This window comes from Streptomyces sp. C36 (genome assembly GCF_040932295.1).
In the GTDB taxonomy this organism is placed as follows: domain Bacteria; phylum Actinomycetota; class Actinomycetes; order Streptomycetales; family Streptomycetaceae; genus Streptomyces; species Streptomyces triculaminicus.
Window position 1 is genome coordinate 987,800 of sequence record NZ_JBFQGI010000001.1, and the last position, 15,050, is coordinate 1,002,849.

The window sequence follows — 15,050 nt, forward strand, 5'->3', positions numbered from 1 at the left end:
CGGTGGACCACGGTCATTCCGGGAATCCCGCACAGGAACCGGTGGCCATCACCGGCATGGCGGTCATGCTGCCGGGCGCGGACGACCTGGACCGCTACTGGCACAACCTCCTCACCGGCGTGGACGCCATCTCCGAGGCACCGCCGGGGCGCTGGGACGAGGACGAGTACCGCTCCGGTGCCATCTACTGCCGGCGCGGCGGCTTCGTCGACGACCGGCTCACCGGATTCGACCCCGTCGCCTTCGGCATCATGCCGGACTCCGTCCCGGCCACCGAACCCGACCAGCTGATCGCCCTGCGCACGGCCGCCGCCGCGATCGCCGACGCGGGCGGCCTGGCCACGGTGGATCCCGCACGGGTCGGCGTGGTGCTGGGCCGGGGCGGCTACCTCACGCCCGGACTGGCGCGGCTCGACCAACGCGTGCGTACCGCAGGTCAGTTGACCCGTACGCTGCGGGAGTTGCTGCCCGAGCTCGGCGAGGAGCGGCTGGCTCAGGTTCGTAGCGCCTTCGAGGAGGCCCTGGGGCCGGACAGCCCGGACGCGGTCATCGGCCTGGTCCCCAACTTCGCCGCCTCGCGCATCGCCAACCGGCTGGACCTGCGCGGTCCCGCCTACACGGTCGACGGGGCCTGTGCCTCCTCCCTGCTGGCGGTCGACCAGGCCGTGGGAGAGCTGGCCGCGGGGCGCTGCGACGTGATGCTCGCCGGAGGCGTGCACCATTGCCACGACGTGACCTTGTGGTCGGTGTTCGCCCGGCTCGGGGCGCTCTCCCGGACACAGCGGATCCGCCCCTTCCACCGGGACGCGGACGGTGTGCTGATGGGCGAGGGCACCGCGGTGCTCGTCCTCAAACGGCTGGCCGACGCCGTGCGCGACGGGGACAGGGTGTACGCGGTGGTCCGGGGCACCGGGGTGGCCGGCGACGGGCGCGCCGCCGCCCTGGTGAACCCGGACCCGGACGGTCAGACCCGGGCGGTCCGGCTCGCCTGGGAGGCGGCCGGCCTGGACCCCGCAGCCCCCGGCGCGATCGGCCTGCTGGAAGCGCACGGCACAGGCACCCCCAACGGTGACGCGGCCGAGATCACCACGCTGCGCCGGGTGTTCGGCACCGGGCGCGAGCCGGACGCGGTGATCGGCTCGGTCAAGTCGATGATCGGCCACACCATGCCGGCGGCGGGGGCCGCGGCCTTGGTCAAGGCCGCGCTCGCCCTCCATCACCAGGTGCTGCTGCCCACCCTGCACTGCGACGACCCCCACCCCGAGCTGCTCACCACCCGCTTCCGCCCGTCCCCGGTGGCCCGCCCCTGGGAGGCGGAGGTGCGCCGGGCCGGGGTGAACGCCTTCGGCTTCGGCGGCATCAACGCCCACGTGGTCCTCGAGGAGTTCCGCCCCGCGGCGGGAAGGAGACGCTCCGCGCCCACGGCGCTCCGGGTGGCCGAGCCCGAACCGGTCCTGCGGATCACAGCGGACACGACGGAGGAACTGCGCGCGCTCCTCGAAACCGAGGACGCCCGACTGCGCGTACGAAGCGACACCGGCGCCGGAGGCGCCCGGCTGGCCGTGGCCGGGCCCGGGGCCGACCGTCTCGCACTGGCCCGCAAAATCGTCGCCCGCGGTCAGGCCTGGGGTGGTCGCCGCGACGTATGGTTCGCACCAAGGCCCCTGCTCGGACCGGCCGGTGGCCGTACCGCCTTCCTCTTCCCCGGCCTGGAGGCCGGGTTCACCGCCCAGGGCGAGGACATCGCCCGCCACTTCGGACTGCCCCGCCCCTCCTGGCAGCAGGCTCAGGTCGGCGCCGTCGCCGAGCACGCCGCCGCCGTCGTCGACGCCGGCCGGCTCCTGGCCACCGCGCTCCGCCGCTGCGGTATCGCCCCCGACGCCCTGGCCGGGCACAGCGTGGGGGAGTGGACCGCCATGGCCGTCGGCGGGATCTTCGCCGACAAGGAAGTGGACGCCCTCCTACGGGACCTCGACCCCATGGCCCTGGAGTTCCCGGACCTGGTCTTCGTCACCTTCGGAGCGCCCGCCGCCCAGGTGGAGGCGGCCCTGGCCGGAATCGACGAGGTGGTGCTCTCCCACGACAACGCCCCCCACCAGTCCGTGGTCTGCGGCCCCGCGGCCCACGTGGAGAAGGTGACCGGACGACTGCGCCGGGACGGCGTGATCGGCCGTGCCCTGCCCTTCGCGTCCGGCTTCCACACGCCCATGCTGGCGCCCAGCCTGGGGCCGATCCGGGAGGCGATGCGGCGCCTCACCCTGCACCCGACCTCGGTGCCGGTGTGGTCGGGGACGACCTGCGCGCCGTTCCCGGACCGTGAGACGGAGGTCCGTGAGCTCGCCGTGCGCCACCTGCTGGAGCCGGTCCGGTTCCGCGGTCTCGTCGAAGCCCTGCACGCGGCCGGGTTCCGGGCCTTCGTCCAGGCCGGACAGGGCCAGCTGCCGTCCCTGGTCGGTGACATCCTCACCGACCGCGAGCACGTGGCGGTCACGGCCGGAAGCGCCGGCGACGACGCCCTCGGCCACATGCGGCGCGCCGTGGCCGGGCTGTGGGCGTACGGGGCGGAGCCCGACTTCGCCGCCCTGGCCCCCAGAGGAGGCCGCGCCACCACTACCGCCACGCCACCGTCGGCCGCGGCATCGGCCCGGCCGGGCGTACGGCTCGGCCTGGACGCCGGGCCGGTCCGTCTCGAACCCGCCACCCGGGACCGGCTCCGTACGGTGCTGCGCGGCGCCCTCGGCGGCCAGGGAACGCCCGGCACCGGTCAGCTCGAGGACGCCGCACGGCGCTACCCGGAGGCGGAACGCCTACGTGCTCTGCTGACCGAGACGGCCGACACCGCCGCGGCCCTGTTCGCGGCGCACGACACCGCGCGCACGGTTCCGCCGGCCCCGGCGCGGACCACGCCGGTTCCGGCCATCAGCGCCTCCGCCCCGGCGACGCCCGGCCACGCGGCGGACGTCCGGGTCAGCACCCTCCGGGTGGCCCTCGACACCATGCCGTACCTCACCGACCACTGCTTCTACCGCCAGCGGCCGGACTGGCCCGACCTCGGCGACCGCTGGCCCGTGGTTCCCGCGACGACCATGGTCCAGCACATGACCGACGCGGCGGCGGCCGCGCCCGGCACGGGGGTCACGGTCGCCGTCCGCGACGCCCGTTTCCTCGCGTGGCTGGTCGCCGAGCCCGCCGTCGACGTGACCACGACCGTGCGGAGCGTCCCCGGACGGCCGGGCCACCACACCGTGGACTTCGGCGGGTACGCGCGCGTGGAGACCGAAACGGCGCCCCGCCACCCGGCACCGCCCGCCCGCTGGCCCGCCCCGGCCGGCGAAGAGGCGCCCACCGTCTCGGCCCGGCGCATGTACGACGAGCGCTGGATGTTCCACGGCCCGCTCTACCAGGGCGTCACCGCGGTCACCGGACTCGGCGCACGGCACGTCCGGGGCGTGCTCACCGCTCCGCCCGCGCCCGGAGCGCTCCTCGACAGCGCCGGGCATCTCATCGGCTACTGGCTGATGGCCACCCGCTCCGACGGCACGGTCGTCCTGCCGGTCGGGATCGGCGAGATCCGCTACCACGGACCGCAACCCACCACCGGCGAGCGCCTCGACTGCCACGTCCGTATCACTTCCCTCACCGATACCCGGCTGACAGCGGACATCCAGCTCAGTCACCGCGGAACCGTCTGGTGCGAGATCGACGGCTGGGAGAATCGCCGCTTCGACTCACCCGCCGCCACCGACGCCATCCGGCGCCGCCCCGAGCGCAGCACCCTGGCCCGGCCACAGCCCGGCGGCTGGCACCTGGTCTTCGAATACTGGCCCGACCCGGCCTCCCGCGAGCTGATGATGCGCAACGTGCTGGGCGGCGCCGAACGAGACGCCTACGCGGCCCGGCCGCCGCGGGGCAGACACCAGTGGCTGCTCGGCCGGATCGCCGCCAAGGACGCCGTACGCCACCACCTCTGGCAGCACGGCGCCGGCCCCGTCTTCCCCGCCGAGATCCGGGTGCGCAACGACGACAGCGGCCGCCCTCACCCCGAAGGAGTGCACGGCCGGGAACTTCCGCCCCTGGACCTGTCCCTCGCCCACTGCGCGGAAGCGGCCGTCGCCCTGGTACGTCCCGCCGGCGGCGCACCCGTCGGCATCGACGTCGAGGAGATCACCGAGCGGCCGGAGACGACCCGCGACGCGGTCCTGGCCCCCGAGGAACACCCGCTCCACGACCGCCTCGGTGGCGGCGCGCGCACCCTCATCCGCTTCTGGGCGGCCAAGGAGGCCGCGGCCAAGGCCGAGGGCACCGGCCTGCGGGGAAGACCACGGGACTTCCGCGTCACCACCGCGGACGGCGACCGCCTGACGGTCCGTACGCCCTCCGGCCGCACCCACCCCGTATCCCTCGCCGAGGTCGGCAATCCGCCGGGCCTGCGACCCCGCCGCTACATCGTCGCCTGGACCGAGGACACCCACCGGCAGCATCACGAGGAGAAACCCTCATGACCACCACCCCCACACCCGACGCCGCCACCCCCCTCCCGGGGGCCGGTGAGAACGCCGTGCTCGCCGAGGTCACCGAGGCACTGCACGCCGTACTCCCCGAGATCGGCCTCGAGGGCACGGCCATCACCATGGACACCCGCTTCGTCGAGGACCTCGACCTGGAGTCCATCGACCTGGTCACCCTCGCCGGTGAACTCGGGCACCGGTACGGCGACCGGGTCGACTTCCCGGCCTTCTTCGCCTCCCTCGAACTCTCCGAGATCATCGGGCTCTCCGTCGGCCACGTGGTGCGTCACATCGCCGGGTGCCAGGGGTGAACGGGGCCGGCCGCCCGCGCCTGAACTCCGTACGCCTCGGACCGGTCGGCCAGGGCACCGTCGTCCTGGTGCACGGCATGGTCACGGACAATCTGACCAGCTACTACTTCACCGTGGCCCCGGCCCTCGCGGCAGCCGGACACGACGTGGTGATGTACGACCAGCGCGGCCACGGCCGCAGCGAACGCCCCGCCACCGGCTACCGCCTCGAGGACTTCACCGACGACCTCGCCGCCCTCCTCGACCGTACGGACACCACCGGGCCGGTCCACCTGATCGGGAACTCCTTCGGCGGCACCGTCGCCTTCGACTACGCCCTGCGCCACCCCGACCGCGTCGCCAGCCTCCTGGTGGTCGAGTCCGAACCACCCACCGCCGCCTGGGCGGCCAAGGTCAGCAGGCTTCTGGCGGATTCGGCGACCGATCTCCGGGACGAGGAGGCCCTGCCCCGGATCGAGCGGACCAACGGCCGGCACGAAGCCCGGCTCGCGCGCCAGGCCTGCCCGCTGTTGCACGGGACGACGATCGCCGAGGACATCGCGGCCAGCCGCATACCCGCCGAGGAACGCTGGCGGGCGCTCGATCTGCCCGTGCTGGCGGTGTACGGCGACACCTCCGACCTCGCCGGCACGGCGCCATGGCTGGAATCCCTGCTCCCCGACTGCCGTACCCATCACGTGGCGGGCCACGGCCACTACGTACTCGTGAACGCCCCACGCGCCGTCGGCGCGCTCATGCTCGACTGGGTCCGGGCGGGCCATCGGCAGCGGGCGGAGGCCATACGGGCATGAGCCGGTTCCTCTTCGTGGTGCCGCCGTTCGTCGGGCACATCAACCCGGCCGCCGCGGTGGCCGCCGAACTCACCCGGCGCGGGCACCGGGTGGCCTGGGCCGGTCTCCCCGGCCTCGTCGAGGAGCCGGCGGGGCCCGGCGCCGACATCCACCCCTGCGAGATACCCCGCGATCTCCGCCGGCCTCCGGGGCTGCGCGGAGCCGCCGCGCTGCGCTTCCTGTGGCAGGACTGCCTCGCCCCGCTCGCCGTGGCGATGGCGCCCGGGGTGGAACGGGCCGTCGCCGCCTTCCGCCCGGATGTGATGGTCGCCGACCAGCAGGCGCTCGCCGGCGCCCTGACGGCCGAACGGCTCAACATCCCCTACGCGACCTCCGCCACCACCTCCGCCGAGTTCTCCGACGCCCTCGCCGGAATGCCGAAGGTGGAGGAATGGATCCACGGGCTGCTGGCCGGGCTGCGAGCCGAGCTCGGCGACCCGGCACGCACCCACGACCCCCGCTTCTCGCCCGACCTCGTCCTCGCCTTCACCACCACCGCCCTGACGGGGGAGTGCGCCGCGCCCCCGCAGACCCGCTTCGTAGGACCCGCCCTCGCCCGGCGGCCCGACACCACGCCCTTCCCCTGGGAGTGGCCGGACCCCGCACGGCACACCGTTCTGGTGTCCATCGGCACCGCCAACACCGACCTCGGCGGCCGTTTCCTCACCGAGTGCGCGGCGGCCGTACGGGACCGGTCACCGCACCTCCAGGCCGTCGTCGCCGACCTGGGCGGGGTGCTGGAGGGCACCTCGGACGACACCGTGCTGGCCGTGCGGCGCATGCCACAACTCGCCCTGCTGCGCCGGGCGTCCGCAGTCGTCTGCCACGCCGGCCACAACACCGTCGCCGAGTCGCTGCTGCACGGGGTGCCCCTGGTCGTCGCCCCCATACGGGACGACCAGCCCGTGATCGCCGCACAGCTCACCACGGCCGGTGCCGGGATCCGCATCCGGTTCGGCCGCGGCGACCGCCACGCGATCGGCGCCGCACTGGACGCCGTGCTCACCGACCCCCGGTACCGCGCGGCCGCCCGCCGCGTCCAGGAATCCTTCCGCGCCGCGGGGGGCGCCGCCGCGGCCGCCACACATCTCGAAGAAGTCGCCACGCCCATCGAAGAAGTCGCCCCCACAGGACAAGGAGATCGGGGAAGATGATGAACCGGACCCAGGAGGTAGACCGGCTCCGTGTCGACTACCAGCGCGAACTCGCCCTCGGCACGGACCGCTTCCACACCCCGAAACGCACCATGTGCCCCTGGTGCGGCTCCTCCCGCCTGCGAACCCGGCTGCGCACCGTCGACCTGCTTCAGCACAAGCCCGGCACCTTCGTGATCGACCAGTGCCGCGACTGCTCCCACTCCTTCCAGAACCCTCAGCTCACGCCCGAGGGCCTGGACTTCTACTACCGGGACTTCTACGACGGCCTGGGAGCCGACCTGGCGGAATGGGTCTTCGACGGCAAGGGCAACCGCAAGCGTTACCTCGCCAGCGCCCGCGCCCTCCTCCCGTTCGGCGCCCCCCGCCGCTGGCTGGACGTCGGCACCGGGCACGGGCACTTCCCCCAGACCGCCAGGACGGTGCATCCGGCCACCACCTTCGACGGCCTCGACCTCAGCGGAGGAGTCGACGAGGCCAAGCGCCAAGGCCGGATCGCCGAGGCCCACCGCGGCCTGCTCACCGAACTCGCCCCCAAGCTCGAGGGCACGTACGACACGGCGAGCATGTTCCACTATCTGGAGCACACCACTGACCCGCGCGCGGAACTGACCGCCGCCCGCACGGTCCTCACCCCCGGCGGACACCTGATCATCGAGGTCCCGGACCCGGAGTGCGTCTCGAGCGCGATCCTGGGCCGCTATTGGATGCCGTACTTCCAGCCCCAGCACCTGCACCTCATCCCGCTCGCCAACCTTCGCCGCGAACTGGAATCACTCGGCTACACCGTCGTCGCCGTCGAACGGCACGAGCCCCACATCCCGTTCGACCTCACCGGGGCCGCGGTCCTCGCCCTCGTCAACGCACTGCCCCTCGCCGACGAACCCTGGCACGCCGCCCCGCCCAGCGACCTCCAGCGGAAAGCCCGTACGGCCCTGTTCTGGTCGGCCGCCCCCCTGCTGGCCGGCGTGTACGGCGCGGAACAACTGCTCGCCCCGCTCCTCCGCCGGACGCGGCTCTCCAACGCCTACCGGATCGTGGCACGCAACGGCACCGCGTCCTGACCACCGCTCCTCACCCCGCCCCCAACCCGCCACGTGACGCCGCCGAGCCGCGAGTCGTCACGCCCGGGCGCCGTCACCCGGCCGGCTGCAAAGCCACCGCGCCCACCGCCCGGTAACCCCCGGGCGGCAGCCTGCGGACCGCCGTTTCCTCACGCAACGCAACCCCCGGATCGGGTGAGCGGACACGGCCGAGTGAATCGCACAAGCCTGCCACCAGCTCCTGCCCCTTGATCACAGGCCGATTGACATAAATCCGAACTTACGCGCGACGAAACGCCCCCTGGGGCCCGTGACGCGCCCGATCGAGGGTCGTTTTTCCGATCACTCGTCCGATCGGCCCGTCAATGAGGAGGCGCAGTGCGTCACCGCCCCACCTGCCGTACGAACCACACGAGGGTGCCCTTGCTGTTCGAACGCCGGCTCCTGGTCGCCTCCACCGGCAACCCGATGAGGAGGCCGGCATGAGCCACCGGAGCCGCTACACGAGCGTGGTCGACGTCATGGTCCTGCTGCACCGCCCCGACGGGCGCGTACTCCTGCTGCGCCGGGCCGGAAACGTCTACGCCAGCGGTCTCCTCGTCCCGCCCGGCGGGCACCTGGAGGGCGGCGAGACCGTCGTCGACGGGGCCCTGCGCGAGGTCAGCGAAGAAGTCGGGGTCGGCATCGCCCGGCCCGACCTCGAGTTCTGCCACCTCGTCCATCACCGCTCCCCGGAGGGGGAGGCCCGGCTGGGCGTCGTCTTCACCGCGCAACGGTGGTCAGGAGAGCCGCACAACCAGGAGCCGGACAAGTGCTCGGCTCTGATCTGGGCGAACCCGGCGCAGCCCCCCTCGGACTGCGTCCCCTACACCGCCGCCGTCCTGCACCAATTCTGTGCCGGTGCACTGCTGTCCACCCACGGCTGGACCACGACGACGGGAGGCACGGTGTGAAGCTCGGACCACCGCGTGCTCTCGCGGCTCAGACAAACGGCGTGGCGGCGTGGAGGACGAGAGCCAGCCCGATGGCCGCGTTCGCGGAGGAGAGGGCCGAGGCGGCGGCGCCTGTGGCTGCCATCCAGGCGGCGAAGCCGGCCGGGGTGAAGACCGGCGGCCAGCCGCGTGGGCAGGGGGCCGGGCCCAGGAGTGCGGCGACCCGGCGGGGGACGGGGCCCGGTGTGGCGAATGCGGCGAATGGCAGGGAGGGAACGGCGGGGGAGATGAGCGCCGCTTTGCCGACGGCGCGTGCCATCAGTCGGCGGTCGCCGATGGCGTGGGCCGCTTCTTCGTCGGCCCAGCGTTCGGCGGTGTAGGCCACGGCGGTGGCGAGAGGGCGTAGGAAGGGGTTGGCGCGGGCGGCGAGTTGTACGGCCAGCAGGTGGCGGTGGTGGCGTGCGGTGAGGTGTACGCGTTCGTGGGCGAACAGGGCTCGGCGTTCACGGGAGTTGAGGCCGGCGAGCATGGCGGTGGAGACGACGATCCGGCCCTGTTTGCCGGGGACGGCGTGGGCGTAGGGCATGTCGTCCGGCAGGACGGCGACCTGGCGGGGCGGGAGTCCGGCCAGCGCTTGGCGGGCCTGTCGCCGTACGCGCCAGTGGCGCACGCCGGTGGCCGTGCATGCGGCGGCCACGGCGATGAGGGCGACGATGGACGCCTTGCCGGCGATCTCGTCGAAGGGGACCGCTGCGCGGACCTCGGGGTCGGACCAGCCGTCGGGCAGGGGGTTGCCGGGGAGTTGTGCGGTGCCGACGACCATGAGCAGGGCGAGGCAGAGGGTGCTGCAGACGGCCAGGACCACGCTGACGGTGGTCAGGAGGCGGGTGGCGCTGCGCGGGTGGAGTTGTTGTTCCGCGAGTCGTGCGATGGGCCACGCGGTGAAGGGCAGGACGAGTGGCAGGAAGACGAAGACGCCCACGGAGTCAGCCTTCTGAGTTCTCGGCCGTCTGGTTGAGCAGATCGCGCAGGAGTTGTTCGTCGTCCGGGGAGAGGGAGGTGACGAAGCTTGCCAGGACCGCTGCCCTGTCCTCGTCCGCGTCCAGGACGCGGTGCATGCGGCGGGCGGCGAGGCCGGCCTGGCTGGAGGTGGCCTGCCACTCGAAGGAGCGGCCCGCGCGTTTGCGGGTGACGGCGTTCTTGGCCAGGAGGCGGGTGAGGATGGTCACGACGGTGGTGTAGGCGAGCGTGGTGTCGTCCAGGCGCTCGTGCACCCACGCGGCGGTGACCGGTCCGGGGGCGGACTGGAGCACGGACAGGACGTGTGCTTCGAGTTCGCCCTGGCCTCGTCGGCGGGAGCGCGGCTCGTCGAGCGGCCCCTTGCTGTCGGTCACGCCGTCTCCCTTCGTCGGCTCGGCCCGCTGCCTCGGGCACGGCGCCCCATCCTACTGCGGGGGCCCGCCCTACCCCATTGTTTCGACAGTACTGTAGATTCATCGTTCTGTCCGCGACGCCGGCCCACCCGGCCCGGCGCGTCACGATCGGGAGGAAAGACGTGGGAGTTTCCCTGGCGAAGGGCGGCAACGTCTCGCTCAGCAAGGAGGCGCCGGGCCTGAGCGCCGTGGAGGTCGGCCTCGGCTGGGACGTACGTACCACCACCGGCACCGACTACGACCTGGACGCCAGCGCCCTGATGTGCAATGAGGCAGGCAAGACGGCCTCGCCCCAGCACTTCGTCTTCTACAACAACCTCACCAGCCCCGACGGTTCGGTCCAGCACACCGGCGACAACCTCACCGGCGAGGGGGAGGGCGACGACGAGACCATCAAGGTCGACCTGGCCGCCGTACCCGCCGACATCGCCAAGATCATCTTTCCGGTCTCCATCCACGACGCCCAGGCCCGTGGCCAGAGCTTCGGACAGGTTCGCAACGCCTACATCCGCGTCGTGAACCAGAACGGCGGAGCCGAGCTCGCCCGTTACGACCTGAGCGAGGACGCCGCGTCCGAAACCGCCATGATCTTCGGCGAGCTCTACCGGCACGGTGCCGAGTGGAAGTTCCGCGCCGTCGGCCAGGGCTACGCCTCGGGGCTCGCCGGGATCGTCGGCGACTACGGCATCAACGTCTGAGTCGACACCGCCACCCTGACCCGACAGGCCGTACCCCGGCGCCCAGCCGCACCGGGGTACGGCCGGCTCCCGGCCGAAGGCAATCCACCTGGGGTGTATGCACCGTGACCAGCCCAATGCGTCTGCAACCAGAAGACCTGGACACCTTCGAGCAGGTGCTGCACCAGGCGTTGAACACAGCCGAAGTCCGTACCGCACTCCATGACGCCGGAAGGGACGCCGGGCGGCTGCGCGCCCGCGCGCTCGGGTCGGCCGACGACATCACGGCCGTATGCGACACCGAGTACCGTGCCTACCGGCAGGCACGAGAAGCGGACCGCCTGTCCCACCACAGCCCCGGTCATCAGCCGAAACCATCGGCCGGACTGCTCCCCATGCTGGCCGTCCTGGCACCCATCGTGGCCTTCGTGGCCTCTGCGGTCCTTCTCCTGCTCGGCTACGCGCTGGAACTCACCGGCAACGGCCGCAACGTCGCCGCTCTGTCCCTCGCGGGCTGGGCGGCGGCGGGCATCGCCGCGGTCACCGCGTTGCTGGCGGGTGCCGGGCTGTTCATCACGGCGCTACGTCACCACCGAGCCCCTGCGACCGCCGCGCCCGCCGGGCGTGGCCTGCCCGAGGCGGACGAGGTGGACCGCACCCGCCAGGCATGGCGCAAGTCCCTGCTGGAACGAGGACTCCTCCCGTTCCTCCGCCGCGCGCTCCGCGAAACCGCTCCGGTACACCGCGACAGCCACACCAGCCCCAAGAATGAAGTGAGGTCGGCATGACCGTGAACCTTGCCAAGGGCCGGCAGATCAGTCGCCGCAGGCGGTTCCTACCCCTGGTCGTCTGCCAGGGCGCGTGCGCCGGGAGCGCAACACTCTCGTAGCGCGGTGAATTCATCCGTCGGCAGTCGCCGGGAGGCGCCGCGTCGGCCGGCGTCCAGGCGCGCGCTGCCGGCGTCGAGCCATTGTGGGAGCGGCTCGACGCCGATGAAGTCGGCCAGTCGCGTCAGCTCCTTGCGGGGTTCGTCGAGCAGGTCTTCGTAGGCGAGGGTGGTCCGCATGGGTGCGGGTACCTCGCTGAGATGGTCCACGCCCCGGGTGATGAGTTCCGACCACAGCGCCCCGAATCCGGTCAGCGGCACGTCACTGTCCAGCACGAGGGCGGAGTCGAAACGCTCGGTCAAGAGGTCCGACAGCTCGGGCGGCAAAGATCGAACCTGGTCCTCGGTCAGGTCCTCGACGCGCTGTGCGCCGGTCCGGGCAAGGATTTCCCTCAGCAGGAAGATCAGTCGGAAGCCCGTGTGCCGGCTCATGGACAACGCGCAGTCGGGCCCGTCCCTGAACAGGTGCACGAAGCGTGCCTGCGGGAAGGCCCCGCGCAGGAGCGGCACGCGCTCCAGGGAGTAGCCGGATCGTTCGACGACCGCCGTGCGCCCGAACCGCGTGCACAGCAGGTCGAACAGGGCCTCGTAGTGGCCTGCGGCGGCACGGTCCGGCCAGCGGCATACCTGCTTCTCGAGCTCGTCGAACAATCCGTCCGGGTCGTCGGTGAGGTGCGGAAGCACCATCAGGGACAGGGCGGGGATGCCGGTGGTCTCGGTCGCGAACCGTCCGGGGCGCCGCGTGTAGACGAACTCCGGCATCGGCACCCCGCTGCGGATCATGCGCTCGAACAGCTGATTGGGATCGGCCAGGAGCCGCCAGAACTCCCCACCGCCGACGAGGCCTTGCGGGAAGCCCCGACTCTGTACCGACGACAGCAGCTCGCTCAGGCTGAGCACATCCGGATGCGCGTTGACGATATGGGACAGTGCGGTCGACCCGCTGCGGCCTGTACCGACGACGAACGTCAGAGTGCGCATGTGGTCATCCTCCTTCGACGACGATCCCAGCCGATCGCGAGCAGGCTTCCCCCGGTGCCGCCGCCCGACTCCCTTCCCGACGTGAGGGGCTTGTCGGTGGGCCGGGGCGTGAGTACGGCCTTCGTTCGATCCTGCCTTCCGTCACAGAGGCGACTGGATCAACGAAGGCCGTAAGAGTGAGTCTGCTGCATCAGGATGTCGGGCGGGAGCCGTTGGAGTCGCTGTCATGCTTCCGGGCGGAGCCGCACGCGTCGCTGACCGCGCGTGCGGATGCCTTGTTCGAGCTCACCGGCGCGATGCTGTGTGCGGACGGGCCGGGGAAGGCGTCGGTCGGGCACGGTCGTCGCTGCGCTGGAGACCGGACGGATTGTGCCGCTCCGCGACGGTCACGCGACGGCGTGGTGGGCCAGCACGGCATGCGGGTCCGCCGCCCCCGGCTGAGGGGCCGGATCGGTGTGGACCAAAGCGGCGGCCAGGTGGGGAACGGCGTGCAGGAGGGCGTGCTCGGCATCGACCGCGATGCGGTGGGCCTCCTTCAGCGGCAGGCGCGGATCGACGGTGACGGCCACTTCGGCACGCAGCGTGTGCCCGATCCAGCGCATGCGCAGTTCCCCTACCGCCTGAACACCTGCGACACCGAGCAGAGCGCGTTCCGCGGCATCCACCAGAGCGGGGTCCACGGCGTCCATCACCCGACGGAAGACCTCACGGGCGGCATCCCGGAGGACGAGAAGGATCGCCGCGGTGATGACCAGACCGACCAGCGGGTCGGCGAGGCGCCATCCGAGCGCGGCGCCACCGGCTCCGAGCAGGACGGCCAGGGACGTGAAACCGTCCGTACGGGCATGCAGACCGTCCGCGACGAGCGCGGCGGAGCCGATCTCCCGGCCGACGCGGATGCGGTAGCGGGCCACCCACTCGTTGCCGAGGAACCCGATCACCGAGGCGATCGCGACCGCCGGGAGGTAGGCGATATCGCGGGGATGCAGCAGCCGGTCGACAGCCGTGTACGCGGCGAAGGCGGCCGAGGCGGCGACGGTGAGGACGATCGCGATACCCGCGAGGTCCTCCGCTCGCCCGTATCCGTAGGTGAACCCGCGCGTGGCGGCTCGTCGCCCCAGGACGAAGGCGATGCCCAGCGGTAGCGCGGTCATGGCGTCGGTGGCGTTGTGCACCGCGTCGCCCAGCAGCGCCACCGACCCCGAGAGCATCACGACTACAGCCTGCGTCGCAGCCGTCACCCCGAGCACGACCAGAGAGATCCACAGCGCGCGCATTCCCCGCACGGACGACTCCAGCGCGCCGTCCAGCTTGTCGACCGGCGCGTGGGAATGCGGGGTGAGCAGGTGGGTCACCTGGTGACGTACGCGAGTCCACCACTCGCCAGGCCTGTGCGCGTGTGTGCGGTGATGTGCCTCCATACGGCCTACCGTGGCACGCGAAACCCATCGCGGCCACAACCGTCGTACCACCACTGACCAGGTGCAACGCGCTCGCAACAAGCCCGCCGGTGTGGCCGGGCCGGACTCCCGCCCGGCGCGCGGGGCGCCGGGCGTTCACCCCTGGTCCGGTCAGCGTCGGGGAACGCTCAGATGTTGACGCCGTAGTCCTTGGCGATGCCGGCCAGCCCCGAGGCGTAGCCCTGCCCGATCGCACGGAACTTCCACTCGCCCTCACGGCGGTACAGCTGGCCGAAGACCATGGCGGTCTGGTCGTGCGCGTCCTCGGTGAGCTCGAAGCGGCACATCTCCACGCCCGTGGCCTGGTGGACCACGCGGATGTAGGCATCGCGGACGCGGCCGAAGGTGATGGCCGGACCGTTCTCGTTGTGGACCGAGACCACGAACACCACGGACTCGGCCTGCGCCGGCAGCAGGGTGAAGTCGACGGCGATCTGCTCGTCGTCCCCCTCGCCCTCGCCGGTCTTGTTGTCGCCGGTGTGGCGTACGGAGTTCTCCGGCGTGGCACGGTTGTTGAAGAACACGAAGTGCTCGTCCGACAGGACCCTGCCGTCACCGCCCAGCACGAGCGCGCTGGCGTCCAGGTCGACGTCGCCAGGGCCGGTGTTCACCTTCCAGCCGAGCCCGACGACGACACTGGCTATGCCGGGCTCGGTGCGGGTGAGGGAGAAGTTTCCGCCCTTGGTCAGGCTCACGGCCATCGAGATGTACCCCCTGGGTGGGTAGTAGAGGTTCGGAACGCGCGAACGGTGTCGCCCTGCGCGAGGTGGTTCCGTCGGGACGAGGTCCCGTCCGGCTGCACATAAAACTACAGCACTGTCGAAAGTTCTGAGTC

13 protein-coding genes and 1 pseudogene are annotated in these 15,050 nt (G+C 72.1%); 9 read left to right on the forward strand and 5 right to left on the reverse strand.

Going from position 1 to position 15,050, the window contains the following annotated elements:
- The first annotated feature begins 41 nt into the window (after window positions 1–41).
- The 6 genes from AB4K12_RS04355 (at window position 42) to AB4K12_RS04380 (ending at window position 8,799) form a co-directional block, all read left to right on the forward strand.
- Window positions 42–4,502 (forward strand): beta-ketoacyl synthase N-terminal-like domain-containing protein, encoded by a 4,461-nt coding sequence (locus AB4K12_RS04355; RefSeq protein ID WP_368432899.1) that lies wholly within the window; start codon window positions 42–44, stop codon window positions 4,500–4,502.
- A complete protein-coding gene (locus AB4K12_RS04360) occupies window positions 4,499–4,819 on the forward strand; it encodes an acyl carrier protein (RefSeq protein WP_368432900.1) in 321 nt (106 codons plus the stop codon). The genes AB4K12_RS04355 and AB4K12_RS04360 overlap by 4 nt, the downstream gene beginning before the upstream one ends.
- Window positions 4,816–5,610, forward strand: coding sequence for an alpha/beta fold hydrolase (locus AB4K12_RS04365; RefSeq protein ID WP_368432901.1), 795 nt, complete (start codon window positions 4,816–4,818; stop codon window positions 5,608–5,610). The genes AB4K12_RS04360 and AB4K12_RS04365 overlap by 4 nt, the downstream gene beginning before the upstream one ends.
- Window positions 5,607–6,803 carry a glycosyltransferase gene (locus AB4K12_RS04370; RefSeq protein WP_368432902.1) on the forward strand — a complete coding sequence of 399 codons (1,197 nt, stop codon included), beginning with the start codon at window positions 5,607–5,609 and terminating at the stop codon, window positions 6,801–6,803. Before AB4K12_RS04365 ends, AB4K12_RS04370 begins: the two co-directional genes overlap by 4 nt.
- The gene (locus AB4K12_RS04375; protein ID WP_368432903.1) at window positions 6,800–7,867 is read left to right on the forward strand and encodes a class I SAM-dependent methyltransferase; all 1,068 of its coding nucleotides are present in this window, start codon (window positions 6,800–6,802) and stop codon (window positions 7,865–7,867) included. The genes AB4K12_RS04370 and AB4K12_RS04375 overlap by 4 nt, the downstream gene beginning before the upstream one ends.
- A gap of 461 nt (window positions 7,868–8,328) precedes the next feature.
- Complete coding sequence (locus AB4K12_RS04380; RefSeq protein ID WP_368432904.1) at window positions 8,329–8,799, forward strand: NUDIX domain-containing protein; 471 nt, start codon at window positions 8,329–8,331, stop codon at window positions 8,797–8,799.
- 28 nt (window positions 8,800–8,827) lie between these two features.
- Here the strand turns inward: AB4K12_RS04380 and AB4K12_RS04385 are convergent, their stop codons facing one another.
- Window positions 8,828–9,760 (reverse strand): M56 family metallopeptidase, encoded by a 933-nt coding sequence (locus AB4K12_RS04385; protein WP_368432905.1) that lies wholly within the window; start codon window positions 9,758–9,760, stop codon window positions 8,828–8,830.
- A 4-nt stretch (window positions 9,761–9,764) separates the two neighbouring features.
- On the reverse strand, window positions 9,765–10,172 hold the full coding sequence (locus AB4K12_RS04390; protein WP_368432906.1) for a BlaI/MecI/CopY family transcriptional regulator: 408 nt from the start codon (window positions 10,170–10,172) through the stop codon (window positions 9,765–9,767).
- A 161-nt stretch (window positions 10,173–10,333) separates the two neighbouring features.
- Here AB4K12_RS04390 and AB4K12_RS04395 point away from each other — a divergent pair, with 161 nt between their 5' ends.
- Together AB4K12_RS04395 and AB4K12_RS04400 are read left to right on the forward strand one after the other, a co-directional pair.
- Window positions 10,334–10,909, forward strand: coding sequence for a TerD family protein (locus tag AB4K12_RS04395; RefSeq protein WP_368432907.1), 576 nt, complete (start codon window positions 10,334–10,336; stop codon window positions 10,907–10,909).
- Between the two features lie 116 nt (window positions 10,910–11,025).
- Window positions 11,026–11,676 (forward strand): hypothetical protein, encoded by a 651-nt coding sequence (locus tag AB4K12_RS04400; protein WP_368432908.1) that lies wholly within the window; start codon window positions 11,026–11,028, stop codon window positions 11,674–11,676.
- A 47-nt stretch (window positions 11,677–11,723) separates the two neighbouring features.
- On the opposite strand, the gene AB4K12_RS04405 is transcribed toward AB4K12_RS04400, so the two are convergent.
- Window positions 11,724–12,755, reverse strand: a complete 1,032-nt coding sequence (locus AB4K12_RS04405; RefSeq protein ID WP_368432909.1) for a sulfotransferase — start codon at window positions 12,753–12,755, stop codon at window positions 11,724–11,726.
- 176 nt (window positions 12,756–12,931) lie between these two features.
- On the opposite strand from AB4K12_RS04405, the pseudogene AB4K12_RS04410 reads away from it, so the two are divergent.
- Window positions 12,932–13,072, forward strand: a pseudogene (locus AB4K12_RS04410) (transposase); the annotation flags it as partial.
- A 69-nt stretch (window positions 13,073–13,141) separates the two neighbouring features.
- On the opposite strand, the gene AB4K12_RS04415 reads toward AB4K12_RS04410, so the two are convergent.
- Both AB4K12_RS04415 and AB4K12_RS04420 read right to left on the reverse strand, forming a co-directional pair.
- A complete protein-coding gene (locus AB4K12_RS04415; protein WP_368432910.1) occupies window positions 13,142–14,176 on the reverse strand; it encodes a cation diffusion facilitator family transporter in 1,035 nt (344 codons plus the stop codon).
- 167 nt (window positions 14,177–14,343) lie between these two features.
- Window positions 14,344–14,916 (reverse strand): TerD family protein, encoded by a 573-nt coding sequence (locus AB4K12_RS04420; protein ID WP_368432911.1) that lies wholly within the window; start codon window positions 14,914–14,916, stop codon window positions 14,344–14,346.
- Window positions 14,917–15,050: the final 134 nt, after the last annotated feature.